Raw genomic sequence first — 18253 nt, 5'->3', positions numbered from 1 at the left:
AGCCCGGCAGAACCGTCAGGTGCGAGTGGTGATCTGCCAGCTCGACGCAGCCTGCTGCTGACTCCAGAACCGCGCGAATCGACCACCGGCCGAGAGCAATTCGTCGATCGTTCCGTCCTCGACCACCCGTCCGTCCACGACGAACAGCACGCGGTCGGCGTGGCGGATGCTGGCGAGCCGGTGCGCGACGATGACGCGGGTGCGGGGGCGCGGGTCAACGGTCAGGGCGTCGACGACGGCGGCCTCGTTCTCGGTGTCCAGCGCACTGGTCGCCTCGTCGACGAGCAGGACCGGGGCCGGCTTGAGCAGCGCTCGCGCGATACTGACCCGCTGCCGCTCACCGCCCGACAGTGCGGTCCCGCCCTCGCCCACGACGGTCGCGTCCCCGTCGGGCAGCCGCGCGATCAGTTCGTCCACCCGCGCCAACTGCATGGCCGTCGAAACCGCCGCGGCATCGGCGGTGGGGTCTCCGGCGAGGACATTGTCGCGCACCGCACCGTCGAACAGATACGGGTGCTGGAAAACCACGCTGACCACACCGCGACGGGCGTCGGCATCCAGCGCCGCCAGGTCGACGCCGTCGATGAGCACCCGGCCCTCCCCCGGCTCGTGCAGACCGGCGATCAGCGCCAGGATGGTGGTCTTGCCCGAGCCCGAGGGCCCGACGATCGCCGTGGTGGAGCCGGGCGACAACGTGAAGCTCATCCGGTCCAGCACCTGTTGGTCTCCGTAGCCGAAGCTGACATCGTCGAAAGTGATTGCCGGGGCATCGTTCTGGCCGACCCGCGGTTGCGCACCGAAGCGCAGCTTCGGGGCATCGAGCACGGCTCGGATCCTGCCGAGGGTGGCACGGATCGACTCGATGGCCGGGGCGAGATCGCTGACCACGCTGAAGGGTTCCAGGTAGCGGGCCAACACCACGATCAGCGCCACCGCTTCGGCGACACCGAGATCGCCGCGCACCGTCAACCAGGTGGTCATCCCCGCGAACAGGATCAGCGCCAGCTGACTGGCGACACTGAACAACAGCTGACCTGGAATCTGCATGGTGAGCAGCCGCAGACCGGCGCCGTGCTGAGTCTGCAGGGCGCCGCCCACCAGGCTGCGCGCCGGTTCGACGCGGCGGGCAGCGCGCAGGGCCTGCTGGGTGCGCGCGAACTCGATGATGCGTTCGGTCAACGCCGTGTTGGTCTGGTCGGCCACCGCGTCAGCGGCGCGACCGAGCCGCCCGGACAACCACAGCGCACCGAACAGCACCGCCACCCCGCCCAGCGCCGCCAGCCCGAGCGGCACCGACACGGACAACAGCGCCAGGCTGATCGCCGCCGGCAGCAGCACCGCACCGATCAACGGGGTCAACAGGTTGACCACCAGACCGACCAGTTCCGGCCCGGTCGCGGCGATCGCCTGCCGCGCGGTCGCGGTGTTCTCCTGGTCGAACCAGCTCAGGCTGACCTCGGGCAGCGCGTCGGCCATGTCGTGCTGCGCCCGATCGAGCACCGTGAAACCGAGGTCGAATCCCCGCCGCGCAGTGGCGGTGTCGACCAGCCACCCGATGAGCGTCACCGCAGTCAGCCAGCCCAGCCACCGCCAGGCCTGTGCGGGCGCGTCGCCGAAAAGCGCAGCGAGCAGCGGAATCAACAACACCGTTGCGCCGGCGCGCAGCAGCACCGAGAGCAGTGTCAGCGCCGCGTATCGGCCGACCTGGCCACGACGGTCGTCGGGCAGCAGCCTCAGCAGAGTCGCGATCATCGCCGCGCCCCCGCGCGGTCAGGGCCAGGCGCCTCCGCACCGGCAATCCCGGTGTCCCACAGCGCACGGTAGCGCCCACCTCGCGCGAGCAGGTCCTCGTGGGTACCGATCTCGGCGATCCTGCCGTGGTCGAGCACCACGATCTGGTCGGCGTGGGTGACGGTGTGCAACCGGTGCGCGATGACCAGCACGGTACGGTCCCGGGTGAGCCGGTTGAGGGCCTGCTGGACAAGGTATTCCGACTCGGGGTCGGCGAATGCGGTGGCCTCGTCGAGCACCAGCACCGGGGTGTCGGCGAGGATCGCGCGGGCGATGGTCAACCGTTGCCGTTCCCCGCCCGACAGAGTCGAGCCTGCCCCCAGCACGGTGTCGTAGCCGTCGGGCATCCGCAGAATGCGCTCGTGGATCTGCGCGTCCCGGGCGGCTGCGCGGATGCGGTCGATGCCGGCGTCGGGCACAGCCAGCGCGATGTTCTCCGCGACCGTGCCGTGCACCAGCTGGGTGTCCTGCAGCACGAAACCGACTCGGCGGTAGAGCTCGTCGGCCGACAGCGTCCGGATGTCCCGCCCGTCGACCCGGATCACGCCGGCGGCAACGTCGTGGAACCGGGCGGCCAGCGCGGCGAGCGTGGACTTACCGGCACCGGACGGTCCGACCAGTGCGGTGACCGTGCCCGGCCGCAGTGTCAGGGTCACGTCGTAGATCACCGGCGCCCCCGGGCGGTAGCCGAAGCTGACGTGGTCGAACTCCAGCGTGCCGGACGCGGCAGCGGTGACAGCAGCCCCTGGGGCCGCGTCGAGCTCGGCCTCGTCGAGGGCGGTCTGGATCCGCCGGGCGGCCTGCATCCCGCTCTGGATGCCGCCCATGCCGTAGCCGATCCCCAGCAGCCGCGCCCCGAAGCTGGTGCCCAGCAACAGGAACGGCAGCAGGTTGACCGGATCCATCCGCCCCCAGGCCACCAGCGGTACACCGGCGGCCAGGATCAGCCACAGGAATGTCGAGGGCCGGGTGACGATGTCCATCAGCGTCTTCTTGCCGACGAAGGGGCGCTGCCAGCTGTTGAGGAACTCGATGTAGTCGTCGAGCCGCTGCCGGAAGGTCGACCCGGCCACCCCGCCGAATACCCGGACCACGGGTTGACCCTCCAAGTAGGCGCCGGCCTGGGCGGTCATCCGTTCGGCCCAGCGCGGCGCCTGGGTGATCTTGGCGCCCGACTGCACCATCATCACCCACATGAGCACCAGATAGGTCAGCACCGGCACGAACAACAGCAGCGCGATGCGCCAGTCGATGACGAAGAGGTAGACCAGCACCGCGACCGGCGCCACGACCGCGGCCACCGCGTCGGGGATGGCGTGCGTCACCAGATAGTGCAGCGCCAGCGTGTCGTCGGAGACGAGTCGTTTGACCGATGCCGACCCGCGCACGGTGAACCAACCCAGCGGGAGCCGGGACATCTTCGTCAGCAGTCGGTTGCGCAGCTGATGAGCGAAGCGGGCGTCCAGCCGGTGCAGCCACAGCGTCAACCCGGCCGCGAGCACGGCGCCGACACCGAGCAGCGAGACCGCGGCCAGTCCCAGCCCCCACAACCGGTCCTGCCCCGTATCGGTGAGCAGCAGCCGGGCCAGCTCGACAAGCAGCACGAACGGGGCGAGCTCGACCAGCGTGATCATCGCCTGCAGCGCTCCGGCCACGACCAGCGGCGTGCGCAGCGGCGCCAGGAGCCGTCCACCGGCCTCGGCCCGCCACCGCCCCCGCGCTCGCTCCGGCGCGGGCGCCGCCGGTGCGGGCGTCGGCGCCGGCGTCGAATCGGCATCGTCGCCGTCCCGGTGCGAGCCCATCGCCCGGCCCTGCGTCCAGTAGGCCTGTGCGTGGATCTCCTGTTTGGGAAACCCGAACTCGTCGCGCAGACGGGCGCGCAGCGGTTTGAGTGATCCCGCCTCCGGTCCGACCCAGGCGTGCCAGTTCGACCAGTCCCGCGCCTCGACGGCGGCGGCCAGCGAACCGGCGTCGGTGCGCGGTACCCGGTGCACTGTCAGCCGCGGGTGGTCGGCGAGCGGGATCAACGCGTCCTGGTCGTCGTGCGTTTCGAGGTAGCACTCGATCGGGATGTCGTCGGGGACGGCGCCGATGATCCCGTTGATCGCCGGCGTGGACGCCGAGTCGCCGATCAGCAGATACCCCGCCGGCCGGTCCAGTGGATCCTCGGGGATGCGAAAACCCTTGGAGCCCAGCGAAACCACCGAGATCACCGCGCCCGGTTCGACCTCGCGGGCCCAGGTCGATGCCGGGCCGGCCGGTTCGTGCAAGACCATGTCGACGGCCAACCGTCCGGTCTGCGGGTCGGACTCGGTGATCGTGTAGGCGCGCTGAAACTCGGTGTCCGAGCCGTCGGGGTCGGGGAACCAGAACCGCAGCCAGGTCGTCGGTTCGACCACCACGTCGTCGAACAGCGTGGGCGCGACGAGACGGATGCGGACGAAATGGGGCGCCAGGTAGTCCTTGTCGACCACGGTGGCCCGGTGGTCGCGGGCGCCGAGCCCGCGCAGCACCGCGCCCTGGAATCCGCGAGCCATCGCCTCTCCTCTCGCCTGCGTGCCGAGCCCGGAAAGCGGGCGGCAGTACCCGACAGTTGTACTGAGGTTAGCCTTACCGATCCGGCCGGCGGGGCCCACGGGGGTCGACCATTGATTGACAATTGCCGTCGGCTGTCATACGAATAAGACATGAATGCGGTTCTGTCTCACGCGTCGTCGGCCCGGTTCGAGTTGTGTGACGCCGCGACCTGGGCCGACCCTTGGCCGATGTACCGCGCGTTGCGCGACCATGACCCGGTCCACCACGTCGTCCCCGCCGACCGGCCCGACAGCGCCGAGCCTGGCGACTACTACGTACTGTCCCGGCACGCCGACATCTGGGCCGCGGCACGCGACCATCAGACGTTCTCCTCCGCGCAGGGCCTGACCGTCAACTACGGCGAACTCGACCTGATCGGGCTGGCCGACAACCCGCCGATGGTGATGCAGGATCCGCCGGTGCACACCGAGTTCCGCCGTCTGGTCTCGCGCGGCTTCACACCCCGTCAGGTCGAGGCCGTCGAGCCGACGGTTCGGGCCTTCGTTCGGGAGCGGATCGCGCGCATCCGCGCCAACGGCGGCGGCGATATCGTCGCCGAGCTGTTCAAACCGCTGCCCTCGATGGTGGTCGCGCACTACCTCGGCGTGCCGGAATCCGATCGTGGCCAGTTCGACGGCTGGACCGACGCGATCGTGGCCGCCAACACCGCCGAGGGGGGCATCGGCGGTGCGTTGCACACGCTCGGCGACGCCCTCGGCGACATGATGGGGTACTTCACCGCCTTGATCGAGCGGCGCCGCGTCGATCCAGAAGACGACACGGTCTCGCACCTCGTGGCTGCCGGCGTCGGCGCCGACGGCGACATCTCCGGGGTGCTGTCGATTCTGGCGTTCACGTTCACGATGGTCACCGGCGGAAACGACACCACCACCGGGATGCTCGGCGGGTCGGTGCAGCTGCTGCATCAGCGGCCCGACCAGCGCGGCCTGCTGACCGCCGATCCCGGGCTGATCCCCGACGCGGTCGACGAGCTGTTGCGGCTGACCTCACCGGTGCAGATGCTGGGCCGCACCGTCACCCGCGACGTGACGGTGGCGGGGGTGACGATCCCGCGGGGACGGCGCGCCATGCTGCTCTACGGGTCGGGTAACCGTGACGAACGGCAGTACGGCCCGGATGCCGGGGAGCTCGACGTCACCCGCCGGCCGCGGAACATCCTGACGTTCAGTCACGGCGCGCACCACTGCCTGGGCGCCGCCGCGGCCCGGATGCAGTCCCGCGTCGCGCTGACCGAACTGTTGACCCAGATCCCCGAATTCGAGGTCGACGAGGCCGGGATCGTCTGGTCGGGCGGCAACTACGTGCGGCGACCACTGTCGGTGCCGTTCACGGTGACTCGCTGATGGCCGGTGACTGGCTGGCGGCGCAGCGCACCGAGGTGGCCGCCGACCGCATCCTCGACGCCGCCGGCGAGCTGTTCGCCAGCAAAGAGGCCGCCACCGTCGGGATGCACGAGATCGCCTCGGCGGCGGGATGTTCGCGCGCCACGCTGTACCGCTACTTCGAGAACCGCGAGGCGCTCTACACGGCGTTCGTGAACCGGGAGAGCTACCGGCTGTACCGCGAGATGACCGATCAGATCACCGCGATCCGGGATCCCCGGCAGCGGTTGATCGAGGGCATGCTGTCGTCGTTGCGCAACGTGCGGCAGAGCCCGACGCTGGCGTCGTGGTTCGCCACCACCCAGCGACCGATCGGCGGGGAGATGGCCGAGCAGTCGCAGGTGATCAGCGCCTTGACCGAGGCGTTCGTGATCTCGCTGGGCCCCGACGACACCGACCTGGTGGCCCACCGCGCCCGCTGGCTGGTGCGGGTGATGACGTCGCTGCTGGTCTTCCCCGGCCGCGACGAAGACGACGAGCGCAGCATGCTCGAGGAGTTCGTGGTGCCGACCCTACTGCCGGCCCACACCGCCGATCAGCCGGCCTCCTAGCCGGTCAACGCACCCGGGTGAACCGGTGCAGCACCCAGGCCACCGGGATCGTCACCGCCATCGTGCCGACGAACAACCACCACACCGAGCCGGTGTAGATCGGGTAGCGCACGATCTCCACCATCACCACCTCCATCAGGATCAGGTGGATCAGGAAGATCTCGTAGGAGATCTCCCCGAGAAAGACCATGGGCCGGCTCGCCAGCAGACGCTCATACCAGCCGGGCCGCTCGCTGCCGGGGCGCCCGCGCAGCGCCAGCGGCGCGACCACCAGGGTGGCGATCACCGCGTAGAACGCGGTCTTGGCCAGCGCTTCCCACACCTCGGCGGGTGAGGTGGTCGGCGCCCCGCCGATCGGCGTGGACACGATGACGTAGCAGATCAGCGCCAGCGGCAGACACACCAGCGCATAGGCACGGATGCCGAGTGGTTGCAGCGCGGCCAGCACCATGCCGCCGACGAACCAGGCCAGATAACCCGGCAACCACAGCCGTGCGCCGTCGGGCAGCCAGTCGACGCTGTGCACCAGGACCAGCCACGCCGGTGACACCAGCGCGAGACCGGCCAGCCCCGCCAACAACAGGCCTGGGCGCCACCGGCGCCGGCACAGCACCACCAGCAGCAGGTAGGCCAGCACGGGCAGCACCACGTAGAACGCCACCTCGACAGCCAGGCTCCACATCTGGGTGAGGCCCTGGTGCAGGAAGGAGAACAGGTAATCGTCGGTGTAGATCTGGGTCAAGGTCAGGTTGCGGAACAACCCCTCCCAGGTGTGGCCGGGATTCGGGCCCGCCGTGCGGAAGTGGTAGACGAGGTAGGCCGCGACGACGGTGACGACGTAGGCCGGCATGATGCGGCGCACGCGATGCCAGGCGTAGCGGCGCACCGACGGCGGCGCCGACTGGCGGCTCGCCGCCCAAACCCACGGACCGAACAACAGGAATCCCGAGAGCACGAAGAAGATCGGCACCCCGATCTCCATCCGGGAGTACACCAGGCCGACGTAGCCCTGCGGGTACTTGCCGGTGGTGTAGGCCGCATGGGTCAGGACCACCAACAGCGCGGCGACCGCGCGGATCCCGGTCAGTGAGTCGACGCGTCCGGTCGCGGTGATCGACTCCAGGCCGCCTTGGGCCGCTGTCCTGTCGGACAACGTCACCTCGATTTGTACTTTCCGCGATGCGGTTTGGCGCCGCGATCTGGCTCGAGGTTGATCAGCTGGCCTTGAATCCGGGTGTTCGCCAACGCCTTCAGCGTCTTGCCGGGCAGTTTGGCGGGGAGCTCGACCAACGAGTAGTCCAGCTTGATCGCGATGTGCCCGAAGTCGGAGCGGTGCAGCCCGCCCTCGTTGGCGATGGCGCCGACGATGGCACCGGGCGCCACCTTGTGGCGCTTGCCGACCGAGATGCGGTAGGTCGCCAGGTCACTGCGCCGCTCGCGCGGGGGCCGGTCCTCGCGGGCGGGCTTGTCGCGGCGTTCGCGCTTCTTCTCCGGCGGCGGCTCGGACATCAGGAACTCTTCGCCGTTGCGGCTCTGCAGTGCCAGCGCGGCGGCGATGTCGGCCATCGGCACGTCGTGGTCGCGCTCGTAGCCCTCGACCAGCTTGCGGAACAGCTCGATGCCGGGCTTCTCCAGCGCATCGGTGATCGAGTCGCGGAACTTCGCGACCCGCTTCTCGTTGACGTCTTCGACCGACGGCAGCTCGGACTCGACGAGCTTCTGCCGGGTGACCCGCTCGATGGCGCCGAGCAGGTGGCGTTCCCGCGGCGTCACGAACAGCAGCGCGGTGCCCGATCTGCCCGCGCGTCCGGTGCGCCCGATGCGGTGCACGTAGGACTCGGGGTCGTGCGGAATGTCGAAGTTCACCACGTGGCTGATGCGCTCGACGTCCAGGCCGCGCGCCGCCACGTCGGTGGCCACCAGGATGTCGATGGTCCCGTCCTTGAGCTGGCTGATGGTGCGTTCGCGGACCGCCTGCGGGATGTCGCCGTTGATCGCCGCCGCCGCGAAGCCCCGGGCGCGCAGCTTCTCGGCGACCTCCTCGGTGGCCTGCTTGGTGCGGACGAACACGATCATCGCGTCACCCTGCTCGGTTTCGAGCAGCCGGGTCAGCGCATCCATCTTGCGCGGATACGACACCTGGAAGTAGCGCTGCGTGATGTTCTCGGCGGTCTGGGTCTTGGCTTTGACCGTGACCTCGACCGGGTCGTGCAGGTACTTGGCGGTGATCTTCTTGATGGCCGGCGGCATGGTCGCCGAGAACAGCGCGACCTGCTTGTACTCGGGGGTGTCGGCCAGGATCCGTTCGACGTCCTCGGCGAAGCCCATCTGCAGCATCTCGTCGGCCTCGTCGAGCACCAAGTAGTCCAGGTGCGACAGGTCCAGGCTGCCCTTCTCCAGGTGGTCGATCACCCGGCCGGGAGTGCCGACGACGATCTGCGCGCCCCGCTTGAGCCCGGCCAGCTGGGGACCGTAGGAGCTGCCGCCGTAGACCGGGAGCACGTTGACGCGCAGGTGCGCGCCGTAGCGGCTGAACGCCTCGGCGACCTGCAGCGCCAGCTCGCGGGTGGGCGCGAGCACCAGCGCCTGGGTGTTGCGGCTGTCGGTGTCGATCTTCGACAGCAGCGGGATCGCGAAGGCCGCGGTTTTGCCGGTGCCGGTCTGCGCCAGGCCGACGACGTCGGAGCCCTCCAACATGGCCGGGATGGTCGCGGCCTGGATCGGGGACGGCGACTCGTAGCCGACGTCGTTGACCGCCTGCAGCACGGCGGGGTGAATCTGCAGGTCAGCGAAACTCAGGTCGTCGGGTGCATCAGCACTGTCGGGCGCCGGATCGGAGGGGCTCATCGTGGTGGGAGTCTATGCCAACCGGGGGTGTTTCCTCCCCGCGTGCCTGGGCGAGGTGACCGGCTCCGCACGGTACGGTGCGCTGTTGTGAAGCGCTCGGTGACCCTCGGCACTGTCGTGGGCGCTGCGCTGCTGACGGTGGTGGCGTGCAGTTCGGGCGACTCCACGGTGTCCAAGACCCCGGGCCCGACCGCGGTGCCGACGCCCGCGGCGGCCCCTGCGCCGTCGCCGGTGCCCAGCCCGCCGGCCCCCGGCCCCACCGCCGCCGAGGATCCCTGCGCGGTCAATCTGGCGGACCCCGAGATCCTGCGCGCGGTCTCCGAGTTGCCGCCCGATCCACGCTCGAATCAGGGGTGGAGCCCCGAACCGCTGGCCGGCAACTACAACGAGTGCGCGCAGCTGTCGGCGGTGATCGTCGAGGCCAACACCAACGCCGAGAACCCGAACACCCGCGCGGTGCTGTTCCACCTCGGCAAGTTCATCCCGACCGGGGTACCCGACACCTACGGCTTCAACGGCCTGGACTCGACGGCGAGCACCGGCGACACCGTCGCGCTGACGTACTCCAGCGGGGTTCCCGGGCTCGCCAGCACCGTGCGGTTCCGCTGGAACGGCAGCGGCGTCGAGCTGATCGGCAACGCCCCGCGCTGATCGGCCCGGCGGGCGTCCGCGGAAGAGAGTTCCCGGCTGCTGATCGGCCCCTGAGCACAGCCAGGAATGCTGATATGGGGAGTGTTTTGTCAAGTGGGCAGGGTGAAGCGGCGGCCACAACCGTCGTCGTGGCCGCCGCTTCTTTGGCCAGTGAGGTGCGTGGAACGGGCTGGCGCGCGTGTCTTGGCGACGGCTTCGTCAGTCTGAAATGCGCGGGTTGGCTACCGCAGGACGGTGTTTGGAGTGACGGTGGACCGCTGTCTATTCACGAGCGTGATCCGTTGTGAGATCAACGGAGTGCTCAGAGCATTCCGCGCGGGTCACCGTCAGCGTGCCCGCCTGCCCGGCTCCGAGAGCACTTTCACTGGACGATCAACAGGTGGACCTAGTCGTCGAGCACGGCTAACGACCAGCACCAGCCGGCCAACTCGCGCGCGATCGCGGTGTTGGCCACCGCAGGGCGTTTGGTGCGGGCATCAAAGCGCAGCCAGCGGGTGTGTAGACGCTGGTTGGCTTGTTGGCCCCGTCGACGTGCGGCCGGGCTGGCATCCTGCCAGCGCCGCCGTAGCGCGACACCGGGACGGTAGGGGCGGCGGTGATGCCAGGCCGCCTCGATCAACAACCGCCGGGCGTGCGAGTTGCCGGTGCGGGTAATCGAGCCCTGCACTCGGGATTGTCCCGAAGAGTGCTCGCTGGGCACCAATCCCAGATAGGCCCCGATGGTGCGGCCGCTCAGCCGTGACCAGTCACCGATTTCCACAGCCAGACCGAACGCGGTGAGGGTGGAGACTCCGCGTAGACATCCCAGCCGGCGCACCACCGCGCTGAACTCGCTTTCGCGGGCCATGTCGGTGATCGCGGCATCGAGGCGGTCACGCCGATCCCCGCACGCCAACATCGTCTCCACCGCAGTGTCATAAGCAGCCTGGGCCGGCGCGGTGTCGAAGCGTTGCCGCTGCAGCCAGGCGTGGTGGACCACCGTCCAGGAGGTTCCGCCGCTATAGACCACACCGTGGCGCAGCAACAACGCCGACACTCGGTGGCGGGCCCGCATCAGATCAGCACGGCAATCCTCGCGGGCACGCACCAGCTCCCTGGCCGCTTCCCGCTCGGCGCTGGGCACCTCGACCGCGGTGATCTCACCCAGATGCAGCAACCGAGCCAGATGCGCGGCATCGCGCGCATCGGTCTTGACCCGATCTCCCGACGGCCGTACCAACTTCGACGGCGCCGCCACCAGACACTGGACCCCGGCCCCGCCGAGGAAGCGGGCCAGCCCGAAACCGGTCGGGCCGGCCTCGTAAGCCACCGCTACCGGCCCAGCCAACCCGTTCACCCAGTCCAGGATCTCCCGGTGATCTGGACACAACCGACGCTGAAACACCTCACCGGTCTGACCATCTAGTGCACACCCGAACACCGAACGTGCGTGCACATCCAAACCAACACTCGTACGCTGAATCTTCACTGGGGCCTCCCACAGTTGTGGCTCTACCGGCCAGGACCCAATTCCTGACGGCAACCCACGTTCACATGTGGTGAGGCCCCAGCCTCCCCATACCGTCTGTTCCGCGGACGAGGCGAGAGCGTGGGGGTGTCGGGGCGCTGGCCTACAGTGGCGGCGTGTTCGTCATCGAGGGGCGTGTGCTGTTCAGCGCGTCCGACCTCGCCGCCGCGGCGCGCTGCGAGTACGCGTTGCTGCGCAGTTTCGATGCGCGATTGGGTTGGGGGCCTGCCGTTTCCGGCGATGACGAGTTGCTGGCCCGTACCGCCGAGCTGGGCGACGAGCACGAACGGCGTCATCTCGACCAGTTGCGCGGACAGGCCGACGTCACCGTCATCGGCCGGCCGCCCTACACGCTGGACGGCTTGAGCGCGGCCGGTGAACAGACCCTGCGCGCGGTGCGCCGGGGCGCTCCGGTCATCTACCAGGCGGCGATGTTCGACGGCCGGTTCGTCGGGTTCGCCGACTTCATGCTCCTCGAGGACGGCCCCGAGGGATCGCGTTACCGGCTGCGTGACACCAAGCTGGCCCGCTCGGTCAAGGTGGAGGCACTGCTGCAGCTGGCGGCCTACGCGCAGACTCTGACCGAGGCCGGGGTCCCGGTGGCCGAGGACGTGGACCTGATGCTCGGCGACGGCAGCATCGTCAGCTATCCCGTCGCCGAGCTGCTCCCGGTCTACCGGCCGCGCCGAGACGCGTTGCAGGACCTGCTCGACCGTCACCTCGCCGGCGGCCGGCCGGTGGCGTGGGAGGACGAGCAGGTGCGCGCCTGTTTCCGGTGCGCCGAGTGCGAAACCCAGGTGCGCGCGCACGACGACCTGCTGCTGGTGGCCGGAATGCGGGCCGGTGCGCGAGCACGGCTGCTCGACGCGGGCATCGGTACGGTCGCCGAGCTGGCGGCCCACGACGGCGAGGCACCCGCCGACCTGTCGCCGCGCACCTTCACCGCCCTCAGATCGCAGGCCCGCCTGCAGGTCAGCGCGCCGGTGGACGGCAAACCGCCCTATCAGGTCGTCGACGCGCAGCCGCTGATGGTGCTGCCCGACGCGAACAAAGGCGATCTGTTCTTCGACTTCGAGGGCGATCCGCTGTGGACCGAGGACGGCCGCGAATGGGGCCTGGAGTACCTGTGGGGCGTCCTGACGATCGCCGATGACTTCCGTCCGTTCTGGGCGCACAACCGGCCCGACGAACGTCAGGCGCTGGTGGACTTCCTGGACATGGTGCGCAAACAGCGGCGCCGCCATCCCGGGATGCACATCTACCACTACGCGGCCTACGAGAAGAGCACACTGCTGCGGTTGGCGGGCCGCTATGGAGTCGGGGAACACGACATCGACGAGCTGTTGCGCGACGGCGTCCTGGTCGACCTGTATCCGTTGGTGCGCAAGAGCATTCGGGTCGGCACCGAGAACTACAGCATCAAGTCGCTGGAACCGCTCTACATGGGCGCCGAGTTGCGTACCGGCGACGTCACCACCGCCACCGCGTCGATCACCGAGTACGCCCGCTACTGCGAGCTCCGGGACAGCGGCCGGCGCGACGAGGCTGCCACGGTGCTCAAGCAGATCGAGGAGTACAACCGCTACGACTGCCGCTCAACCCGGCGATTGCGGGACTGGTTGATGGCCCGCGCGATCGAATCCGAGGTACCGCCGCGCGGCCCGGTGACCGCCGCGGCGGCCCGCGAGGCCGCCGCCGGCGCCGATCCGCCGGCCGACCACGTCGACCGGGCGCTGTGCGCGTTCGCCGGGGACGCGGTGGCCGAGCGCACCCCGGATCAGGTCGCCGCGGCGATGTTCGCCGCCGCCAAGGGTTTTCACCGACGCGAGGACAAACCGTTCTGGTGGGGCCACTTCGACCGGGTGAACAACCCGGTCGAAGAATGGGCCGACAGCAGCGGGGTGTTCCTGGCCGAGGACCATGAGATCGTCGCCGACTGGCACCAGCCGCCGCGGGCGCGCAAGCCGCAGCGCCACGTGCGGCTGCGCGGCGAGATCGCCACCGGCGAACTCACGTCGAACATGTACGCGCTCTACGACCCGCCCGCACCGCAGGGGCTGGCCGAGGATCCCGACCGGCGCGGCTTCGGCAAGGTGACGGTGCTCGGCTGCGACGACCCCGAGGCCCCCACCGAAGTGGTGATCTGCGAACGCCCGCCCAAAGACGGTGACGTGTTCGACCAGATCCCGTTCGCGCTCACCCCGGACGCGCCGATCGGCACCCAGCCGCTGCAGGACGCGATCGCCGCCGCGGCGGCCGTGGTCGCCGACGGGCTGCCCCGCCTGCCCGCCGACGCCATCACCGACGTTCTGGTACGCCGATCGCCGCGCACCGTGGGCGGTGCCGGACTGCCCCGCACCGGCGACGTCGTGGCCGACATCACCGCCGCACTGCTCGACCTCGATTCCTCGTATCTGGCCGTGCACGGTCCGCCGGGCACCGGCAAGACGTTCACCGCGGCACGGGTCATCGCCGGGCTGGTCAACACCCACCGGTGGCGCATCGGCGTGGTCGCCCAGTCGCACGCGGTGGTGGAGAACCTGTTCGGCGACATCATCGCCGCCGGGGTGGACGCCGCCGTGGTCGGCAAGAAACTCAACTCGGTGCGTTCCGGCTGGACCGAGCTGACCAACCCGGAGTTCGGCCCCTTCATCGCCGACCACGACGGCTGCGTGGTCGGCGGCACCGCTTGGGATTTCGCCAACGCCACCAAGATCGCCGAGAAGAGCCTGGACCTGCTGGTGGTCGAGGAGGCGGGCCAGTTCAGCCTGGCCAACACCATCGCGGTGGCCCGCGCGGCGCGCAACCTGCTGCTGCTCGGGGATCCGCAGCAGCTGCCCCAGGTCAGCCAGGGTAATCACCCCGAGCCCGTCGACGGGTCGGCGCTGGGCTGGCTGGTCGACGGGCACCACACGCTGCCAGAAGAGCGCGGTTACTTCCTCGATCGCTCGTTTCGCATGCACCCGGCGGTGTGCCGGGCGGTGTCCCGGCTGTCCTACGGCGGGCGGCTGCGCCCCGAGGCCGTCGCCGCCACCCGCCGGGTCGAGGGTGTGCCCGCCGGGGTACGCGCCCTGCTGATCGATCACACCGGCAACGCGACCGACAGCCCGCAGGAGGCAGCAGCCATCGTCGCCGAGATCCGGCGTCTGCTGGGCACCCGCTGGACCGACGAACACGGCACTCGGCCCCTGGACCAGGGCGACATGCTGGTCGTGACGCCGTACAACGCGCAGGTGGTCATGGTTCGGCGCCACCTCGACGCCGCCGGGCTGACCGACGTGCGGGTCGGGACGGTGGACAAGTTCCAGGGCCGGCAGGCGCCGGTGGTCTTCGTGTCGATGACGGCGTCCTCGGTCGACGACGTTCCGCGCGGAATGTCGTTCCTGCTCAATCGCAATCGCCTCAACGTGGCGATCAGCCGGGCCAAGTACCTGGCAGTCGTGGTGCGCTCGGCGCAGCTGACCGAATATCTGCCGTCCACCCCCGACCGGCTGGTCGAGCTGGGTGCGTTTCTCGCGCTGACCCCGTGTGAGACACCGTCGAGATGACCGAACCGCTGGTTGAACAGCTCGTCGGGCCGACGCCGACATCGCGGCGATGCGAACCGTCGAAACGGCCTTGGACCCGGCCGGGTATCTCAACCCTGCGGTGCTGTTGGACTAGCCTGTCGGACAGTGACCAGCATCGAAGCTGACTACCTCGTCATCGGGGCGGGCGCCATGGGCATGGCGTTCGTCGACACGTTGCTCGCCGAAACCGACTACACCGTCGTGCTGGTGGACCAGAACCACCAGCCCGGTGGGCATTGGAACTCGGTGTATCCGTTCGTGCGGTTGCATCAACCCTCGGCGTACTACGGCGTCAATTCCCAGCCGCTGCCGTCCGAGGACCGCATCGACGAATCGGGGTTCAACGCGGGCTTTTTCGAACTCGCCTCCGGCAGCGAGGTGTGCGCGTACTACGACCAGGTGATGCGCCACCATCTGCTGCCCACCGGCCGGCTGTCCTACTATCCGGCCGCCCGCTATGTCGGCGGGAACCGCTTCCGCACCCTCGACGGCACCGAGCACACCGTCGCCGTGCGACGGCGGGTGGTCGATGCGACGTACCTGCTGACCGTCGTGCAGTCGATGCGACGGCCGCCGTTCTCCGCGGCCCCCGGCGTCGACGTGATCGCTCCCAACGACCTGCCGGGACGTGCCGCCGAGCACCGGCATTTCACCATCGTCGGCGGCGGCAAGACGGGCATGGACTGCTGCCTGTGGTTGCTGCGTCACGGCGTGCCGGCCGACCGGCTGCGCTGGATCATGCCGCGGGACTCCTGGCTGCTCAACCGGGCGAACATTCAACCCGGGGCGACGTTCGTCAAAGCGCTGCGCGCGTCGATCGGCTCCCGAATGGAGGCCGTCATCGAGGCCGCCTCGGTCGACGACCTGCTCGACAGGCTCGAGGCCGATGAGAACCTGCTGCGGCTGGACCCCGAGGTGCGCCCGACGATGTACCACTGCGCCATCGTGTCGGTGGTCGAGCTCGAGCAACTGCGGCTGATCTCCGACGTGGTGCGGCTCGGGCATCTGCAGCACGTCGACGAGGACCGGTTGGTCCTGCGCGGCGGCGCCGTCCCGACGGGCCGCTCGCTGGTCGTCGACTGCACCACCCAGGGGCTGCCGAGACCACCGTCGGTGCCGGTGTTCGACGGCGACCGGATGGTGCTGCAGAGTGTCCGGGGTTGCCAGCAGGTCTTCAGCGCGGCGTTCATCGCGCACGTGGAGGCGACCTACGGTGACGACGAGGTGCGCAACGACCTGTGCGTGCCGATCCCCCACCCCGACGCCCCCATCGACTGGTTGCGGATCCTGTTGAGCGACAACCGCGCCCAGCTGCGATGGCTGGAGGAGCCCGCGCTGATGGATTGGTTGAGCTCCGCGCGGCTCAACGTGCTGCGCGACGCGTTCCCGTTGTTCCCCGACAAGCCCCGGGTTCGCGAGAAGGCGATCGGCGCGCTGTCGGCGATGCTGCGCAAGGCCAACGACCGACTGGTCGACTTGATCGACGACGCGCGTCAGTGACGCGAGTGCCGACCGTAGGTGTCGGGATGGTCGACGGCGCGGTCGGTTCCGGGGTCGAGAGGTTCGTCGAGCATCCGGTCCAGGATCGACCGCCACTCGTGCTGCACGGTCTTCGTGTCGTCGGCCAGCCGATCGGGTGAGCCGTTCCCGACGGCGTCGGCCGGCCGGGACGCGTCGGAGACGAGGAACTCGACGTACTCATCGTCGTCGATGTAGTCCGCATCGTCCGCGTCGTCACCGTCGTTCCCGTAGGCACCATCGCGATCCTCGACCTGGCCGGATGCCGACGGCCCGGGCAGCGGCACCACGGTCGTCGAACGCGGGGCCGGCCTGCCGAGGAAGAAAATCGCAGCGATCACGCCGAACAGCGCGACGAACGCGGGCAGCAGCATGGCCTGCGACATCGCCGCGGCGAACGGCGCGTGCAGGAACGCCGGCAAGCCCCCGACCGGGCCCTCCGAGCGCGACGGGACGTCGACGGCGCCGGGCATCTCCGCCGACAGCCGTGACGCCATGAACGCGGCCATTCCGGCGCTGCCGACCACCGAACCGACCTGCCGCGTGGTGTTGTAGACCCCCGAACCGGCGCCGGCCAGTCGGGTGGGCAGGTTGCGGGTGGCGGTCGCGGCCAGCGGCGACCAGATGAACGCCATCGCCACGCCCAGCAGCGTGAGCGGCACCACCAGGCGCCAGATCGGCGTCGTCGGCGTCATCTCGATCGACAACCACGTCACCCCGATCGCCAGCGTCGCGAAGCCGAAGCCGATCACCGGCCGGGGATGGGACCGGTCGACGATCCTGCCGACGAAGGGTGCCAGGACACCGGTGGCCACGGCCATCGGCGCAACCAGCATCGCGGCCCGCGTCGGCGACAGCCCGCACACCGCCTGCGCGTAGAACATCAGCGGCAACAACATGCCCGTCGCCACGAACCCGATGGTGGCCACACCCAGGTTGGACATCGAGAAGTCGCGGTCGCTGAAGATGCTCAGCGGGATCAGCGGCTCGCCGGTGTCGATCGCCTGCCAGTAGACGAACGCCGCCATCACCACCAGGCCGATGGCCAGCGACGCCCAGATCCACGGCGCCCAGTCCTGGGCCTGGCCTTCCTGCAGGGCGAACACGATCAGGAACAGACCGATCCCGGACAAGACCACGCCGGGGATGTCGAAGCTGTGGGTCTGTGTCGGCAGCGCCGGCACCAGCCACACAGCCAGCACCAGGCCCAACACCCCGACCGGCACGTTGACGATGAAGATCCAAGGCCAGCCCAGCGTGTCGACCAACACCCCACCGGCCAACGGACCGACCAACGTGGCTACCCCGGCGGTGGCACCCCAGACGCTCATCGCGACGCCGCGCCGGTGGGCGGGGAACGTCCGGGTGATCACCGCCAGCGTCTGCGGGGTCAGCAGCGCCGCTCCCGCGCCCTGCACCACGCGAGCGGCCACCAGCATGCCGAGTGAGTCGGCGAGTCCGCACCACAACGACGCCAGGGTGAACACCGCGAGACCGGCCAAGTAGACGTTCTTGGGGCCGAACCGGTCGCCCAGCCGACCCGCCACCAGCAACGGAACGGCATAGGCCAACAGGTAGGCGCTCGTCACCCAGATCACGGCGTCATAACCGACATCCAGGCTCGCCATGATCGCCGGGTTGGCCACCGCCACGATGGTGGCGTCGACCAGGATCATGAAGAAGCCGATCAGCAACGCCCACAGCGCAGGCCACGGTGTGGTGGCCTGCGGAGGCGCAGAATCGGTGCCCCGACGGGGCATGGACGAGGTTTCAGGCATCACGAACTCAGGCGAATCGAAGAATCAGTGCGGGGCGAAGACGATCGGTGACGAACAGTCC

Annotated in this window: 11 protein-coding genes; 5 read left to right on the top strand and 6 right to left on the bottom strand. The window is 69.5% G+C overall.

Annotated features, from left to right (window positions below; genetic code table 11):
- Positions 1–15 precede the first annotated feature (15 nt).
- Both G6N31_RS01215 and G6N31_RS01210 read right to left on the bottom strand, forming a co-directional pair.
- Positions 16–1752, bottom strand: coding sequence for an ABC transporter ATP-binding protein (locus tag G6N31_RS01215; RefSeq protein WP_098004796.1), 1737 nt, complete (start codon positions 1750–1752; stop codon positions 16–18).
- Entirely contained in the window at positions 1749–4328 is a 2580-nt protein-coding gene (locus G6N31_RS01210) for an ABC transporter ATP-binding protein/permease (protein ID WP_098004797.1), read from the bottom strand. Before G6N31_RS01210 ends, G6N31_RS01215 begins: the two co-directional genes overlap by 4 nt.
- Positions 4329–4478: 150 nt before the next feature.
- Between G6N31_RS01210 and G6N31_RS01205 the strand changes: the two genes are divergently transcribed.
- Positions 4479–5732, top strand: coding sequence for a cytochrome P450 (locus G6N31_RS01205; protein WP_098004798.1), 1254 nt, complete (start codon positions 4479–4481; stop codon positions 5730–5732).
- The gene (locus G6N31_RS01200) at positions 5732–6322 is read left to right on the top strand and encodes a TetR/AcrR family transcriptional regulator (RefSeq protein WP_098004799.1); all 591 of its coding nucleotides are present in this window, start codon (positions 5732–5734) and stop codon (positions 6320–6322) included. Before G6N31_RS01205 ends, G6N31_RS01200 begins: the two co-directional genes overlap by 1 nt.
- A gap of 4 nt (positions 6323–6326) precedes the next feature.
- Here G6N31_RS01200 and G6N31_RS01195 read toward each other — a convergent pair whose 3' ends face one another.
- Both G6N31_RS01195 and G6N31_RS01190 read right to left on the bottom strand, forming a co-directional pair.
- Positions 6327–7481, bottom strand: a complete 1155-nt coding sequence (locus G6N31_RS01195) for an acyltransferase family protein (RefSeq protein WP_098004800.1) — start codon at positions 7479–7481, stop codon at positions 6327–6329.
- Positions 7478–9169, bottom strand: coding sequence for a DEAD/DEAH box helicase (locus tag G6N31_RS01190; protein WP_098004801.1), 1692 nt, complete (start codon positions 9167–9169; stop codon positions 7478–7480). The genes G6N31_RS01195 and G6N31_RS01190 overlap by 4 nt, the downstream gene beginning before the upstream one ends.
- Before the next feature lie 87 nt (positions 9170–9256).
- Between G6N31_RS01190 and G6N31_RS01185 the strand changes: the two genes are divergently transcribed.
- Complete coding sequence (locus G6N31_RS01185) at positions 9257–9820, top strand: LppP/LprE family lipoprotein (protein WP_163721986.1); 564 nt, start codon at positions 9257–9259, stop codon at positions 9818–9820.
- Between the two features lie 385 nt (positions 9821–10205).
- On the opposite strand, the gene G6N31_RS01180 is transcribed toward G6N31_RS01185, so the two are convergent.
- Positions 10206–11288 (bottom strand): IS110 family RNA-guided transposase, encoded by a 1083-nt coding sequence (locus tag G6N31_RS01180; RefSeq protein WP_179964250.1) that lies wholly within the window; start codon positions 11286–11288, stop codon positions 10206–10208.
- A gap of 155 nt (positions 11289–11443) precedes the next feature.
- Between G6N31_RS01180 and G6N31_RS01175 the strand changes: the two genes are divergently transcribed.
- Both G6N31_RS01175 and G6N31_RS01170 read left to right on the top strand, forming a co-directional pair.
- On the top strand, positions 11444–14875 hold the full coding sequence (locus G6N31_RS01175) for a TM0106 family RecB-like putative nuclease (protein WP_098006299.1): 3432 nt from the start codon (positions 11444–11446) through the stop codon (positions 14873–14875).
- Positions 14876–15001: 126 nt separating this feature from the next.
- Positions 15002–16396, top strand: coding sequence for an NAD(P)-binding protein (locus tag G6N31_RS01170; RefSeq protein ID WP_098006297.1), 1395 nt, complete (start codon positions 15002–15004; stop codon positions 16394–16396).
- Here G6N31_RS01170 and G6N31_RS01165 read toward each other — a convergent pair.
- Entirely contained in the window at positions 16390–18174 is a 1785-nt protein-coding gene (locus tag G6N31_RS01165; protein ID WP_098006295.1) for an MFS transporter, read from the bottom strand. The two genes, G6N31_RS01170 and G6N31_RS01165, sit on opposite strands and share 7 nt — an antisense overlap.
- Positions 18175–18253 lie beyond the last annotated feature (79 nt).

It is taken from the genome of Mycolicibacterium duvalii, from assembly GCF_010726645.1.
Taxonomy (GTDB): Bacteria; Actinomycetota; Actinomycetes; order Mycobacteriales; family Mycobacteriaceae; genus Mycobacterium; species Mycobacterium duvalii.
This window is presented reverse-complemented; position numbering and strand designations above follow the sequence as displayed.

Excerpts from the sequence above, each read along its gene's own strand:
- G6N31_RS01190 (WP_098004801.1), bottom strand. The coding sequence starts at position 9,169 with ATGAGCCCCTCCGATCCGGCGCCCGACAGTGCTGATGCACCCGACGAC.
- G6N31_RS01165 (WP_098006295.1), bottom strand. The coding sequence starts at position 18,174 with ATGCCCCGTCGGGGCACCGATTCTGCGCCTCCGCAGGCCACCACACCG.
- G6N31_RS01200 (WP_098004799.1), top strand. The coding sequence starts at position 5,732 with ATGGCCGGTGACTGGCTGGCGGCGCAGCGCACCGAGGTGGCCGCCGAC.
- G6N31_RS01205 (WP_098004798.1), top strand. The coding sequence starts at position 4,479 with ATGAATGCGGTTCTGTCTCACGCGTCGTCGGCCCGGTTCGAGTTGTGT.
- G6N31_RS01215 (WP_098004796.1), bottom strand. The coding sequence starts at position 1,752 with ATGATCGCGACTCTGCTGAGGCTGCTGCCCGACGACCGTCGTGGCCAG.
- G6N31_RS01210 (WP_098004797.1), bottom strand. The coding sequence starts at position 4,328 with ATGGCTCGCGGATTCCAGGGCGCGGTGCTGCGCGGGCTCGGCGCCCGC.